General features: G+C 43.1%; 11 protein-coding genes and 2 riboswitches. Of the genes, 9 read left to right on the top strand and 2 right to left on the bottom strand.

What is annotated here, in order from left to right:
- Genes pcaD through ICN47_RS09155 form a run of 3 tightly spaced genes read left to right on the top strand, consistent with a single transcriptional unit; the run spans position 1 to position 3,095 of the window.
- A complete protein-coding gene (gene pcaD / locus ICN47_RS09165) occupies positions 1–822 on the top strand; it encodes a 3-oxoadipate enol-lactonase (protein ID WP_216219631.1) in 822 nt (273 codons plus the stop codon).
- A complete protein-coding gene (locus ICN47_RS09160; protein WP_216219630.1) occupies positions 809–2,119 on the top strand; it encodes an aromatic acid/H+ symport family MFS transporter in 1,311 nt (436 codons plus the stop codon). The genes pcaD and ICN47_RS09160 overlap by 14 nt, the downstream gene beginning before the upstream one ends.
- Positions 2,109–3,095, top strand: a complete 987-nt coding sequence (locus ICN47_RS09155) for a tripartite tricarboxylate transporter substrate binding protein (protein WP_216219629.1) — start codon at positions 2,109–2,111, stop codon at positions 3,093–3,095. The genes ICN47_RS09160 and ICN47_RS09155 overlap by 11 nt, the downstream gene beginning before the upstream one ends.
- 36 nt (positions 3,096–3,131) lie before the next feature.
- Here the strand turns inward: ICN47_RS09155 and ICN47_RS09150 are convergent, their stop codons facing one another.
- On the bottom strand, positions 3,132–4,031 hold the full coding sequence (locus ICN47_RS09150; protein ID WP_216219628.1) for a LysR family transcriptional regulator: 900 nt from the start codon (positions 4,029–4,031) through the stop codon (positions 3,132–3,134).
- A 111-nt stretch (positions 4,032–4,142) separates the two neighbouring features.
- On the opposite strand from ICN47_RS09150, the gene ICN47_RS09145 reads away from it, so the two are divergent.
- From ICN47_RS09145 to ICN47_RS09130, 4 genes are all read left to right on the top strand, one after another.
- Complete coding sequence (locus tag ICN47_RS09145) at positions 4,143–5,129, top strand: tripartite tricarboxylate transporter substrate binding protein (RefSeq protein WP_216219627.1); 987 nt, start codon at positions 4,143–4,145, stop codon at positions 5,127–5,129.
- Positions 5,130–5,155: 26 nt separating this feature from the next.
- Complete coding sequence (locus ICN47_RS09140) at positions 5,156–6,316, top strand: M20 aminoacylase family protein (RefSeq protein WP_216219626.1); 1,161 nt, start codon at positions 5,156–5,158, stop codon at positions 6,314–6,316.
- 210 nt (positions 6,317–6,526) lie between these two features.
- Positions 6,527–6,622, top strand: a riboswitch (glycine riboswitch).
- 178 nt (positions 6,623–6,800) lie between these two features.
- Entirely contained in the window at positions 6,801–7,982 is a 1,182-nt protein-coding gene (locus ICN47_RS09135) for a porin (protein ID WP_216219625.1), read from the top strand.
- A gap of 85 nt (positions 7,983–8,067) precedes the next feature.
- Positions 8,068–8,162: riboswitch (glycine riboswitch) on the top strand.
- A 146-nt stretch (positions 8,163–8,308) separates the two neighbouring features.
- Positions 8,309–9,568, top strand: a complete 1,260-nt coding sequence (locus ICN47_RS09130; RefSeq protein ID WP_216219624.1) for a D-amino acid dehydrogenase — start codon at positions 8,309–8,311, stop codon at positions 9,566–9,568.
- 875 nt (positions 9,569–10,443) lie between these two features.
- On the opposite strand, the gene ICN47_RS09125 is transcribed toward ICN47_RS09130, so the two are convergent.
- Entirely contained in the window at positions 10,444–11,625 is a 1,182-nt protein-coding gene (locus tag ICN47_RS09125) for an integrase core domain-containing protein (RefSeq protein WP_216219623.1), read from the bottom strand.
- A 185-nt stretch (positions 11,626–11,810) separates the two neighbouring features.
- On the opposite strand from ICN47_RS09125, the gene ICN47_RS09120 reads away from it, so the two are divergent.
- Both ICN47_RS09120 and ICN47_RS09115 read left to right on the top strand, forming a co-directional pair.
- Positions 11,811–12,779, top strand: coding sequence for a tripartite tricarboxylate transporter substrate binding protein (locus ICN47_RS09120; protein ID WP_216219622.1), 969 nt, complete (start codon positions 11,811–11,813; stop codon positions 12,777–12,779).
- Between the two features lie 27 nt (positions 12,780–12,806).
- Complete coding sequence (locus tag ICN47_RS09115) at positions 12,807–14,015, top strand: CaiB/BaiF CoA-transferase family protein (RefSeq protein ID WP_216219621.1); 1,209 nt, start codon at positions 12,807–12,809, stop codon at positions 14,013–14,015.
- Positions 14,016–14,150: the final 135 nt, after the last annotated feature.

Here is a 14,150-nt window from a genome sequence, read left to right as displayed (position 1 = left end):
ATGAGCATTGCACATATTAATGGAATTGATGTTTTTTACTTGACCGATGGCGATCCACATAAGCCAGTAATTATTTTTTCAAATTCCTTAGGAACCGATCACTCTATGTGGGATGGGCAGTTAGAAATTTTGAGGCGCGATTTCTACCTCATTCGATATGACACTAGAGGACATGGATTAACTGCCACCCCAAAGGGACCGTACACGATAGAGCAGTTAGCAAATGATGTATTGGGTCTGCTTGACTACCTCAGTATTGATAAAGCAATGTTTTGTGGAATATCCATGGGTGGTCTCATTGGCCAATGGTTGGCCATCCATGCGCCACAGAGAATAGAAGCTTTGGTGATTGCCAATACAGCGCCAAAAATTGGTACAGAGGCCGCATGGATTGAAAGGGCTGCACTGGTCAGAAAGCAGGGGCTAAGCATAATTGCCGAATCTGCGCCTTCGAGATGGTTTTCACCAGAGTTCTTTGGGCTATATCCGAAAGCAGTGAATGAATTGCTAGTGAATTTAAAAAATATGAATCCAGAAGGGTATGCCAGCTGCTGTGAAGCGCTTGCAGTAGAGGACCTCAGGGAGAGTATTTCAAAGATCACCATTCCAACACTCAATATTTCTGGCACTAAAGATCCAGTTACCACTTTGAGCGATGCCCAATATATTCAGTCTCAAATTCAACATTCACAACTAAGCGAAATCTCTGCATCTCATATTTCAAACATTGAGGCAGAAGATGAATTTAACAATGTATTAAAGAAATTTTTTGCAAACTTACCAAAAAAAGAATTGGAGATACAAAATCATGAGTCAAATTGATGTTCATAAACTAATAGATGAGGCGAAATTTAGTAAATTCCATTGGGGTCTACTATTTTGGTGTGGTCTTATCATTATCTTTGATGGTTATGACCTTGTAATCTACGGTGTCGTTTTGCCCAAGCTAATGGCTGAATGGCAGTTATCACCAATGCAGGCCGGTACATTGGGTAGCTATGCATTATTTGGCATGATGTTTGGAGCCATGTTCTTTGGGCCGCTTTCGGATAAGATCGGCAGAAAGAAAACCATTGCAATGTGTGTCACATTGTTTAGCCTATTTACCTTTATTAACGGGTTTGCTGAAAACTTAACCCAGTTTGGTATTTGTAGATTTATTGCTGGTCTTGGTATTGGCGGTGTAATGCCAAACGTGGTTGCATTGATGACCGAGTATTCTCCAAAGAAAATTCGCAGTCTACTCGTGACAATTATGTTTAGCGGCTATTCTGTTGGAGGGATGTTATCTGCCGGAGTGGGAATTTTCTTGATTCCTACCTATGGCTGGCCTTCAGTTTTTTTCGTTGCCATTATTCCATTCTTGCTGCTACCAATCATTCTTTACTATCTGCCTGAGTCACCTGGCTTTTTGATTAAATCGAATCGGAACTCTGATGCTGGAAAAATATTAAAAAAAATTGCCCCAGAGCGCGGCACCTTGCTTTCTAGCGAATATATCTATCCATTAGGTAAGGCCTCTAGCTCTGTACCTTTGGTGTCATTGTTTAAAGATGGTCGCGTGTTAAGTACTTTAATGTTCTGGACTTCATTCTTTATGTGCCTATTAATGGTTTACGCCTTGGGATCTTGGCTGCCAAAGCTAATGAACAAAGCTGGCTATGAGATGGGTTCAAGCCTAATGTTCTTGATGGTGCTAAACATTGGCGCTATCTTTGGAGCGGTTGGAGGTGGTTGGCTGGCTGATAAGTTTCACCCGCGAAAGGTACTTACCATTTTCTTTATTTGTGCTGCCGCTTCAATTAGCCTCTTAGGTGTCAAGAGCCCATTCATTGTGTTGAATCTCTTAGTTACAATAGCAGGTGCAACCACAATTGGCTCTCAAATCTTACTCTATGCCTATGTTGCGCAATACTACCCATTAAAAATTCGTTCCACTGGTATTGGTTGGGCCTCAGGAATTGGTCGCGTTGGTGCCATTTTGGGTCCAGTACTAGGTGGCACATTACTAAGTCTGAGCTTGCCATTGGAATTTAATTTCTACGCATTTGCCATACCTGGCGCTATTGCTTGTATTGCAATATCTCTGGCCGGCAGAAAGGGTCACGATGGCAAATAAAGCCAAATTCAGTTTCTCCACCATAGCTCTAGGAATAGTATTGGTGCTTCTGTGCTCTGGGGTAGCGAGTGCACAGGAGTGGCCTAATAAGTCCATTAAATGGATTGTGCCATTCCCACCTGGTGGAGCAATGGACGTTATCGCTCGTGCATTAGCGGATAAGTCTTCCAAGTCTTTAGGTCAGCCCATCATCGTAGAAAACAAACCAGGCGCCGGTGGAAATATTGGTTCAGAGTTGGTTGCACGTGCCGAGCCTGATGGCTATACCTTATTAATTACTTCTATTGGGATGGCAACTAATAAATTTTTGTACCCCAAATTGACCTATGACCCAGTCAAGGATTTCTCACCCGTCAGTTTAATTGCAATTGTTCCTAATGTATTGGTGACTAATTCAACTCAGCCTAATGTCAAAAATGTTTCAGACGTGATCGCTAATGCTAAGGCAGAGCCTGGAAAACTCAACTATGCCTCCGCTGGTAATGGCACTTCAATTCATTTGGCTGGAGAAGTGTTTACTTCTATGGCGAAAATAGACATGCAACACATTCCCTACAAAGGTAGCGGTCCCGCGGTAACGGATCTGATTGGAGGGCAAGTGAACTATATGTTTGATAGCATTACTTCAGCTAAACCTCATATAGCATCAGGTAAGCTAAGGCCACTTGGTTTAACTACCTCAAAGCGCTCAAAGTCTTTACCTGGCGTACCCACGATTGCAGAATCTGGATTGCCGGGATATGACGTCACTCCGTGGTTTGCAGTTTTCGTACCAGCAAATACTCCAAAGGCAGTTGTACAAAAATTAAATACCACATTAATTGCGAGTATGGGCTCTCCGGAGGTGAAGGAGAGGTTTGAAAACAATGGCGCAGAGCCCATTGGATCCTCTCCTGAGGAAATGAGTCGATATTTAAGTAAAGAAATTGATCGCTGGGGTAAGGTAATCACCTTAAATAATATTAAGGCGGACTAGATGAAGTATTAGGTGGTTGTAAAAATGGAGTGAGTGCTAGGTTACTTTTGCAATGCCATCTGCGAGATTTGATTCAATAAAAACTCTAATATGCTTTAGTAATGGAGGGTCTGAGCGATTTGCGATGGTAACGAATCCAAATCTAGCTGTTGCATTAAGATTTGGCGTAATTTTTAACTCATGTAAATTAATTGCTGCCCGCCGAATGGCTAAAAGCACCACATCACTCTTATTGGCTATATCCACTAAGCTCGATATTTCGCTGCATTTAATGTTAATCAGCTTTTCTAAGTTTGCATTTACCCCGTATCGATCTATGAGAATGCGCTCCACTTCATCGCTAAGCGGGGTAGAGGCTACGGGATATTTTTCTAAATCCTTAATGCTAACTTTTTTCATTTGAGCCAGTGGATGATCTGGTCGACACATGAAGGCGCCTGGTGTTTCATAAATAATTTCAGACTTCAGGTCTATTGCGGGCTTTAAAGATCTGGAGTCAATCACTAAAGCATCTAATTTTCTGGATCTTAATGATTCCACCAGCATGTCCGTTGTGCCGCGCACGACTTCAATGTGAAGGTGAGGGTAATTAATCGCAATATGTTGAAGAAGAGGAGTCATGAGGATGGCTCCTGGCCCAGATCCCATTCCTATTCTCAACTTGCCGGTCAAGCCTTTTGTGAAACTCTTGTTAGTACTTTTTAACTCTTTGGCTAAATCTAGCATAACCTGAGCGCGATCGAAAATCTCCTCGCCTAAGACGGTTAGAGCACTATGTCTTCCTTGTCGGTCAAATAATTTCCCCCCTAATTCTTCTTCGAGAGATTGGATGCTTCTGGTTAGGGCGGGTTGGGTTAAAAATAGATTCTCAGCAGATTTAACGAAAGAACCTGTTTTTGCCAGTTCAACCATGTGTTTTAGCTGTGTAAGGGTCATTTTTAAGGATTTATAACTATTACTTTAATTAATACATTTTAGTATAAGAATGCATTAGACATTAATAATTCTTATACCTAGAATGACTTAACTTATCTAGTGGGGTGTGCCATGTTGAATGTTCTTAAAATTGCCGGTTTGCTAATTTCTAGTCTAGTTTTGATGGGCAGCGCAAATGCTGATGTCTATCCAAATAGACCTGTTAGCCTATTGGTTCCCTATCCTGCAGGTGGAGTTTCCGATGTTATTGCGAGGATCGTGAGTCCCGCTCTCGCCAAAAAAATGGGCCAACCCGTGATTGTTGAGAATATTGGCGGGGCTAGCGGCGGAATTGCTGCTCAAAAACTTTTAAATAGTCCTGCTGATGGATATTTAGTGATGCAGGGCTCCCCGAATGAATTAATTCTTGGGCCTCTAGCTAACTCAGCAATTAAATTTAAAAGCGAAGATTTTCGATTGGTTCAAATGATTGGCTCTGCGCAAATTGCCTTTTTAGTACGAGGTGATATGCCGGTTAAAGATGTCGATTCATTTTTGGCATTTGCAAAGAAATCTGCACAAGAAGGCAAGCCATTATCTTATGCAAGTGTAGGCCCAGGTTCTTTTTATCACCTCTTGGGCGAACAATTATCTAAGACAACGAATATTCCGATGACCCATGTTCCTTATAAGGGGGCGGGTCCTGCGTTACAAGATCTTATGGGTGGACAGATTGATTTCTTCTTGGCTCCCTATGGCAAGTCTTTTGATGAGTTAGGTAAGCAAGGAAGAATTAAAGTGCTCGCTATGCTGAACTCCAAGAGATTGGATAGCGTCAAAAATTATCCAGCCATTACGGAAAGCAAAGGCCTTAAAGAATTTGTTTATTCAATCTGGACGGGCTACTTTGTAAAGAAGGAAACTCCAGATGCCATCGTTCAGACTCTAAATACTGCTATTTCAGAAGTGCTTGAAGAGCCCACCGTTAAGGCGGGCCTTGATGCCAATAGCTTATTGATTGCAAAACCACTTTCATTAAATGATTTAACGAAGATTTATGGCGATGGTACGGCTCAGTTCAGAGCGATTGCTAAATCAATCAATCTTCAGCCTCAGTAACGTATTTCAAAAAAATCTTAATTCCAATGAATGCAATGAATGATCAAGCGCTTGAAGAATTCATCTCTATTAGAAGAGATATTCACCGGCACCCAGAGTTGGCATTTGAAGAGCTTCGTACAGCGAAGCTTGTAGCTGAAAAGCTTAAAGAGTTTGGCTATGAGGTATTTGAGGGCATTGGTGGAACTGGGGTTGTCGGCGTTCTGAGATGCGGCGAAAGCCAGATTTCCGTTGGTCTTCGTGCTGACATGGACGCATTGCCAATTGAAGAGAAAAGTGGCGCTTCTTGGAGCAGTAAAAATCACGGCGTGATGCATGCTTGTGGACACGATGGTCATACAGCCATGCTATTAGCAGCTGCAAAAGACATTGCCAAGAATAAAGATTTTGATGGCACCGTGAACTTAATATTTCAGCCTGCTGAAGAAGGTGGTGGCGGTGCGTTGCGAATGATTGAGGATGGCTTATTTGACCGCTTTCCTTGTGACTCCATCTTTGCCATTCACAATATGCCAGGCTATCCGGTAGGGCACTTTGTATTTCGAGATGGTTCTGCTATGTCCTCAAGCGACTATGTCTCGATCAAAATTCAGGGTGTTGGTGGTCATGGTGGTTTGCCACACAAGGCAAGCGATCCAATCGTTGCTGCGTCATCTATCGTCATGGCGTTGCAAACGATTGTTTCAAGAAATACTGATCCGCAGCAAGCAGCTGTTATTACGGTTGGAGCGTTTAATGCTGGTCATGCAAATAACGTGATTCCATCCCAAGCAAATCTAGAGCTGAGTGTCCGCGCTTTAGACCCTAAGGTTAGGGCGGATCTTGAGCGTCGCATTAAAGGACTTGTCCTTGCCCAAGCGGAGAGCTTTGGCTTAACTGCAGAGATTGAATGGAAAAAGGGATATGCCGTTTTAGTGAACTCTTCTGCTGAAACAGAGTTTGCTAGAAATGTTGCCGCTGGAATATTTGGTGAAGAAGGGATTACGCGTCAAGGACCGGCTCTTACAGGGAGTGAAGATTTTGCATTCATGCTAGAGCGTGTTCCCGGATCCTACTTATTTATAGGGAATGGCGATACACCAGGATCTTGCATGGTGCATAACCCGGCATATGACTTTAATGATGGAAATATTACAGTTGGAGCGCGTTTTTGGAGTGAGCTAGTTAAGCAATTTTTGAAAAATTAGTCCTGAGATCTTATTTCACTATACATACCTTTTAAGTATGAAATAGATACCAAATGAGTCTTGGACTAATCAAAAACTCTTATTTAGAGTTGATTTATCCGAAAGTAATACGTAACAGATATAGCTAATTCGGTGGAGCTTCGAAAGATTAATGTGCAGTTTCGGGGTGAATTAGCGAAACCTTATTAAAGAATTGGCAGTAAAGGTATTGAAATCACTCTCGGGAGAGATTGCATAGAAGTTATATGCAACGCCGAAGGAGCAACCGCCCCGGAAACTCTCAGGCAAATGAACCGAAGTGATTATGTGAACTCTGAAAAGATATTGAGGATTCGTCAATCAGTATCACCAAACGAGCAAGCAGATATGAATTATCTGTGAATCTCTTAGGTCTAAAACAGAGGGGGCCTCTCTGGCTTTTGCTGAAGGGAAATCTTGACATTTTAGATTTGCAAGAAGTAGTTCAATTAGGAGAAAGTAAGAAATGAAAAAGTCGCTATTATCGATTGCAGCCCTAACAGCTGTTGCTGGTGCAGCTCAAGCGCAATCCAATGTAACTATTTATGGTATTTTGGATGCTGCTTACATCAATCAAAAGTCAGATGGCTCTGGTGAGTCAACAACAGCAAAAGCTTCCAATAGCATTATTGGGCAATCAGCTGAATCACCAAGTCGTTTAGGGTTCAAAGGTACAGAAGATCTAGGTGGCGGTATGTCCGCATTCTTCACCTTTGAAACAGGTTTGCAACCATCTAATGAAAATGCATCTACTTGGAATAACCGTCAATCTTTCGTTGGTTTGAAGAAAAATGGTTTAGGTAACTTTGCTGTGGGTACTCAGTACACACAAGTGTTTAATGCGCTGGCTGCAAGTGACGTTGGTCAAGCAAATACCATGATTGGTAGTGCTGTATATCCATCATCATCAATTGGTCAGCTTGGAAATCCTGGTGCCGCTCCTTTTGCTGCTGCAGGTGGACCAGGCAATACATCTGATGGCTTAACTGTCCGCACTTCAAATACATTAACTGTTCAATCAGATAGCTTCAGCGGCGCAACCCTGGGTGCTATGTATGTCCAGAATGGCACAAGTGTTTCTCCTACAAATACAACATCAACAACAGTAAACCACACTGGTTGGGGCGTTAAGGCTGACTATACTTGGGACAAGTTATATGTAGTTGCTGCAGTTAATCGTTTGAAGTCATACGATCTTGTACCAGGCCTTAGTTTGACTAACCCAGCTCCTTCGGGCTGGACAAAAACAGCTGGTGGTGTAAATACACAAGACAACCAAGCATATGCCGCAGTTACCTATGACTTTGGCATCTTGAAGGCTTACTTACAATATGTAAATCGTAAAGATACAAGCACAGTGAGCACTAATTACTATGCTCAGCGCCGTGCACAACAGATCGGTGTTCGTTCTTACATTACACCAACGATCGAAGGATGGGCCAATATCGGTAATGGTCGCGTAACTTCATTCGGCGCAAGCAACCCATCTGCTAATTTTGTAGCGTGGCAAGCTGGCTTGAACTACTATTTATCTAAGCGTACAAATCTCTATGGTATCTATGGTTCAAACAATTTAAGCTCGGCTGCTCCTGTAAATCCAGCTCTAAATGCATCTGCATTTGCTTTGGGTGTTCGCCATACTTTCTGATTTAGTTAGAATTTGAATTATTAAGTGTAGTAGAGGTAAGTATCCCTACCATGGCAACATGGTAGGGATTGCAAATAGTATAGTTTTTGTAATATCGGGAGAGATTGCATAGAAGTTATATGCAACGCCGAAGGAGCAACCGCCCCGGAAACTCTCAGGCAAATGAACCGATATTGCTTATAAACTCTGAAGAGTTGTTGGCTTAGTCAGCCAATACACCGAAGGAGCAAGCAGTCATTTAAGGCTGCGAATCTCTCAGGTCCAGAACAGAGGGGGCTTCTATGGCGTATGCCTAAGAATAACCTCGACGTTTTAAGGATCTTGAAATGAAATCATTTGTCATCATTGGTGGCGGCATCACAGGCGTCACAACTGCATACGTATTAGCAAAGCGCGGATTCGACGTCACTTTAATTGAGCGTCATCGTTATGCGGGTATGGAAACCTCATTTGCAAATGGCGGCCAATTATCTGCCTCGAATGCAGAGGTATGGACACATTGGTCAACCATCATGAAGGGAATGAAGTGGGTATTTAAAAAAGATGCACCACTCCTTATTAACCTCAAGCCAGATTGGCACAAAGCTTCATGGTTCGCTGAGTTCATTGCCTCAATTCCAAACTATAAAAGCAACACCGTTAAAACAACCCATATGGCTATAGAGGCGCGCAAGCATTTGTTTGCTTGGGCTAAGCAGGAAGGTATTGATTTCGATCTAAAGCGCGAAGGAATACTGCATATATATAGAGACAAGGCTGGGTTTGATCATGCAGGCAATGTCTCAAACATGTTGAATGAGGGTGGTTTAGGGCGCGTTGCTTTAACACCTCAGGAGATGAAAGAGGTAGAGCCAACCTTAGCTGGAAAATACTATGGTGGCTATTACACAGAAAGTGATTCAACAGGCGATATTCATAAATTTACCTTTGGCCTATCTGAGGCTGCCGCAGGATTAGGTGTTAAAACTATTTATGAGCATGAAGTAAGTTCTGTTCAGTCTGATGGTAATCGTGTGAATTTAACGCTTACTAAAGACGGCATATCTAATGAACTCGTATTTGATAATGTTGTTGTTTGTGCGGGTGTTGGCAGTCGCAATATTGCATCCCAATTAGGTGATCGAGTCAATGTTTACCCGGTAAAAGGATACTCAATTACAGTTAATTTAACTGACAAAGCTAGTCAAGATGGTGCGCCAAATGTAAGCCTTTTAGATGATGAAACAAAATTGGTTACTAGTCGTCTTGGAGTAGATCGCTTCAGGGTTGCGGGCACCGCAGAATTTAACGGCATCAATCGCGATATTCGTTCTGATCGCATTAAGCCACTAGTAGATTGGGTTAATCAGTGTTTCCCTGAAGTGAGCACGCGTTCAGTAGTTCCTTGGGCTGGTTTACGCCCAATGATGCCAAATATGATGCCTAAGGTAGGCAAGGGAAATAAGGACAATGTCTATTACAACACTGGTCATGGACACTTAGGCTGGACTCTATCTGCATGTACTGCTGAAATGATTGGCGACCTTATCCAGTACGGAGAAAGTGCAAACAAAGCAACAGTTATTCCTGGATTTCAATTTTCATAAGACTTTATGCATTAAATCCCCAACTTTTGAAAGTAGTTGGTAGTAGTTAAAAGCCTCCTTCGGGTGGCTTTTTTTCGTTAGCTGCCCCTCGCTATATAAGCGTTACTTTAAGTAACGCTTATCAATCTTCAAAGAAGAACTTTGGAACAACGAAGTGCTAGATGGTTGCTCCAAAATTCTTGTGGTTTTCGAAACCAAAGAGTGAGCTAGCTCTTCTAGTAAATGAGTGAATTTGCTTACACATTTGCTTACACACCGACACTGACCACCCGCAGAGCCCCTGTTTATATGGTTCTATCATGGGCTTCTGCTCTCATAAGAAAGAAGCCCTAGGGGTCTTGTAGTTAAGACCTCAATAGATTCAAGAGGTTAGTGGTGAATTTGGTGGTTAAAATTCACTACACACCACTTACACACCAGGGCATTTTTCATGGTGTGTAGTAAATGCGGTTTTTATGTGGTTTTAAGTAGTAAAACATCCCTCAAAAGGTGTGTAGTAAAAACAGTTTTAGGGCCTATAGCTCAGTTGGTTAGAGCAGAGGACTCATAGCGAAAGTTGTACCTTATGTTTGGAAACTGCATAAGGGATGGTGTCAAATTCGGAGAAAGCTAAGTTCAGTAATGAATACGCTAACGCCGAGCGAAGCTTAGTAAGAAATTACTTTGAACGTGTAGAGACTAGACGGCACCCATCTAAGTTCAGATGTTAAGTTTGAATATGATGAAGGCATAGTCCAGGGAGTAGCGAAAGCTACACAAACCGGAATCCTTTGGTCCCAGGTTCAAGTCCTGGTGGGCCCACCAATGAAATCAAGGTACGTACCGGACACATGCTTTACGTCCGGTACCGACCACATGGTTTACACATTTACCAATCACATCCCCAATACTTTGGGACCAAATGGGTTTTCTAGGGCTTGTACCCTTGAAGACTCCATATCAAAGTAAGCCATATCGTAATCCATAAAGCTCACTAACCACACGTCTTCATCGACTTGTCGCAGGCCCACGTCATGACCAGCGAACACAGTACTAAAGTGAATCTTCTTGCCATCAAGACAGATGCGCCCACAGTTGGTCACGGTCACTGTTTTGTCGTGGAAGGGGTAACTCACATCGGGCAGCCCTTCGTATTTTCGGGTCGAGGGGGTATAGAGCTGTGCCGGTTTTTTCATCTCCAGTGCTTGATGGGGCCGCTCATAGTTGTACTCATAGATAAAGTCTTCGAACTTATCTTGCTGTTGCAAAAGTGTTTTGGCAGGGGGTTTAGTCGTCGCTTGCTTGAGCGTTAAATGCATGCGTTCATGGCGACCATTTTGCTGAGGATTGCCGGGCTTGATGCGCTCAATACCAATGCCTAAGCGCAACCACCATACCGATAGACTACTTAAACCATAGAGCGCATTAGCGCAGGCAAAGGGCACGCCGTTGTCTGAGCGGATGGAGCCTGGCAGCCCATACTCTTTAAAGAGTTGCTCAAAGACCGTAAAAGCCTGCGCTTCACGAGTACTCTCCAAACCTTCACAGCAAATCAAAAAGCGAGAGGCATAGTCCGTTACGGTTAAGGGATAGCAGTACCGCTTATTACCGAGCATAAATTCGCCCTTGTAATCCACGCACCATAGGGCATTGGGCTCTTTGAGATCGGATAAGTTGGTCCCGGTAAGCTTGGGATGGCGGCGCATCCGTTTCTTCTTCACTAGACCATGGCGATCGAGAACGGCATGTACCGTACTCTTGGCAGGCAGTGCCAGTTCTGGATAGTGGGTGTGCAATCGTTCTCGTAATTTAGGAGCGCCCCAGGTCGGGAACTCCTTTTTGAGGTTCACGATCAGTTGCTCGACCTGGAAGGGCAGCCGATTGGCTTGCCTAAAGGGCCTTCTTGATCGATCCGTAAAGGCTTCTAAACCACTGTCTTTATAACGATCAATGATTTTATGGCCAGTGACTCTGGAGATTCCAAACTCCTGGCACAGGGTAGTAATTTTCTCGCCATCGAGGTAACGCGACACAAATTTGAGCTTTTCATCCATCTTCGTACTTTCATTCCACGGCATAGAGTGGTCCCTCCTATGCCAAAAACTGTAAAGTATGTGTCCGGTATAAAGTGTTAACTATGTGTCGAGTCGTACACAAACCCTCATCAGAAATAGTGGGGGTTTGCTATCCCTTGAGGAAAATCACCAACTTTCTGGACTAATGGGTATATTAGTCGTTTTACAAACTAACACGAGAGTTCTTAATGCATCTTATAAGGTTGCCTTTAATTTGTATTGTCTTTCTAGTGAGTGGATGGGCTAATGCGCAAAGTTATCCTGATCGACCTATAAGGATAATTGTTGGATATGCTCCAGGTGGCGGCACAGATCTGGTCGCAAGAGCAATAGGACCCTCTCTTGGTAAGGTTTTGGGGCAGCCTGTAATCATTGAGAATAAGCCCGGGGCTGGAGGTTCGGCTGCAGCTTCCTATGTAGCGAAAGCTAAACCAGATGGATATACATTGCTAATTTCTAGTGCGAGTAGTGTATTAATTTACCCGGCCCTTAACTCAAAAGCAGACTATCGACTATCAGAGTTGGCGCCCATTTCACAGATCACCATAGCTCCCTTAGTGCTAGCAGTAAATAAAGATTTGGGAGTCAAATCCATATCTCAGTTAATTGAGCTTGCTAGGTCATCGCCAGGAAAGCTCAACTTTTCAAGTTCTGGAATTGGGTCAGGCCCCCATTTTGCGGGAGTACTATTTAATGAGGTTGCTAATGTAAAAATGACACATATTCCTTTTAAGAGTGGGTCGTCTGCCGTAGTCTCTGTAGTTGGTGGAGAGTCTCAACTAACATTTGCAACTACACCAACAGTGATGCAGTTGATCCGCTCTGGACAGTTGCTTGGTCTTGCGGTAACAAGTAAGGAACCTTCTCCATTAATGCCGGGTTTACTCGGAATGAAGTCAGCTGGTTTGCCTAATTATGAAATCTATCAATGGAATGGTATTTTTTCTCCTGCAGGTACACCCCAAGAAATTATTAATAAAATTTATTCTGCTTTAAAAGTTGTCATGGCTGATTCTTCAGTTAGGCGCTCGCTGGAAGCGGAAGGTACTGAGGCTCTAGTATCCAGCTCGCCAGCAGCATTTGAAGCATTTCTAAAAAAAGATGCTGGATTTTGGAGCCGACTGATTGTTGCGGGTGGAGTCAAGGCTTTTGATTAATTAAACTAATTTATAAAGAGAAGAGCGATGCAGGCATTTGATGGAATCCGCATTCTTGATGTGACCAGAGTTTTGGCCGGTCCTTATGCTTCATACCAATTGGCATTATTGGGCGCAGATGTTATTAAAATTGAGCCGGTAGTTAAAGGTGAGTCTACGCGTTGGCGCTCTGAAGGCGACGCTCAATTGGGTAACATGGGGATGTCCCCATCATTCTTAACTCAAGGAGCAAATAAGCGATCCTTGACACTTAACCTCGATAGTAAAGAGGGCCAGGAGATTTTTCTAAAACTAGCTGCTACTGCAGATGTCATTGTGCAAAATTTACGCACAGGCTCAATGGAAAAAAGAAATCTTGGCTACGAGCAAGTTTGCAAGGTAAGGCCAGATATTATTTACTGCTCTATGACCGGCTATGGAAGAACAGGACCAAAGGCGCGCTACCCCGCATATGACAGCGTGATACAAGCGGCAGCAGGATTTATGAGTATTACTGGCACCCCTGAAAGTGGGCCTCTAAAGTCAGGACCACCTGTGGTGGATTATGCAATGGGTCTGGCAGGCGCATATGCCATATCCGCAGCACTTTTTCAGCGCTCGCGTAATGGTAAGGGACAGCATATTGATATTTCAATGTTAGATAGTTGTATGGCTTTAATGTCTAGCATCTTAACTACGTATGTGAATACTGGAAATCCACCTACCCTTAGGGGAAATGAGGCCCCAAGTAGATCTCCTGCTTCAACAACATTTAAAACTGCAGATGGCTTACTTGCTATTGCTATTAATGAGCAACATCAATTCGTCCATTTACTTGAAGCTATTGGGCTAGGTGCGATGCTGAGTGATGAGCGCTTTAAAGATGCTGCAAGCCGAAGAGATCATACTGAAATATTGCGCGCTGCAATTCAGGGGGCATTATTTAAGGATTCTGCATGTAATTGGGAGTCAATCATTAATAATGCTGGCGTACCAGCTGCTGAGGTATTAACTATTCCAAGGGTAATGGAAAGTGCCCAAGTTATAGACAGACAATTTTTTGGTGAGTTCTCACGGGATGACAGTGGTTTGGGTCGAAATATTCGAGTACCAAAATCTGCATTTCAGTTTCAATCTGATGGACCAATGTTAAATAAAGTTCCACCACGAGTTGGCGAGAATGTAGATGAATTACTCGGAGAGTTAGGGTTCACACCTGAAAATATTGCTGAGATGAAAGCTAGAGGGGTGGTTTGAATTTTAGGAGAACTTCATAAGCTCTCAGGTTTTAGCAATGAGCTCAAGTCCTAATGGGTCAACTAAAAAATACCAACCTTAAGGTTGGTATTTTTTTGAGTGATATCTTCAATAAGTATTGCTGGAGTGTGGTCG

This window comes from Polynucleobacter sp. AP-Latsch-80-C2 (genome assembly GCF_018882185.1).
Lineage (GTDB): Bacteria > Pseudomonadota > Gammaproteobacteria > Burkholderiales > Burkholderiaceae > Polynucleobacter.
Note: the sequence above shows the minus strand (reverse complement) of the source record. Positions and strands in the feature narration are given on the sequence as shown.

Bases quoted from the DNA above. Each gene is read 5' to 3' on its own strand.
- pcaD (WP_216219631.1), top strand. From the start codon at position 1: ATGAGCATTGCACATATTAATGGAATTGATGTTTTTTACTTGACCGAT.
- ICN47_RS09160 (WP_216219630.1), top strand. From the start codon at position 809: ATGAGTCAAATTGATGTTCATAAACTAATAGATGAGGCGAAATTTAGT.
- ICN47_RS09155 (WP_216219629.1), top strand. From the start codon at position 2,109: ATGGCAAATAAAGCCAAATTCAGTTTCTCCACCATAGCTCTAGGAATA.
- ICN47_RS09150 (WP_216219628.1), bottom strand. From the start codon at position 4,031: ATGACCCTTACACAGCTAAAACACATGGTTGAACTGGCAAAAACAGGT.
- ICN47_RS09145 (WP_216219627.1), top strand. From the start codon at position 4,143: ATGTTGAATGTTCTTAAAATTGCCGGTTTGCTAATTTCTAGTCTAGTT.
- ICN47_RS09140 (WP_216219626.1), top strand. From the start codon at position 5,156: ATGAATGCAATGAATGATCAAGCGCTTGAAGAATTCATCTCTATTAGA.
- ICN47_RS09135 (WP_216219625.1), top strand. From the start codon at position 6,801: ATGAAAAAGTCGCTATTATCGATTGCAGCCCTAACAGCTGTTGCTGGT.
- ICN47_RS09130 (WP_216219624.1), top strand. From the start codon at position 8,309: ATGAAATCATTTGTCATCATTGGTGGCGGCATCACAGGCGTCACAACT.
- ICN47_RS09125 (WP_216219623.1), bottom strand. From the start codon at position 11,625: ATGCCGTGGAATGAAAGTACGAAGATGGATGAAAAGCTCAAATTTGTG.
- ICN47_RS09120 (WP_216219622.1), top strand. From the start codon at position 11,811: ATGCATCTTATAAGGTTGCCTTTAATTTGTATTGTCTTTCTAGTGAGT.
- ICN47_RS09115 (WP_216219621.1), top strand. From the start codon at position 12,807: ATGCAGGCATTTGATGGAATCCGCATTCTTGATGTGACCAGAGTTTTG.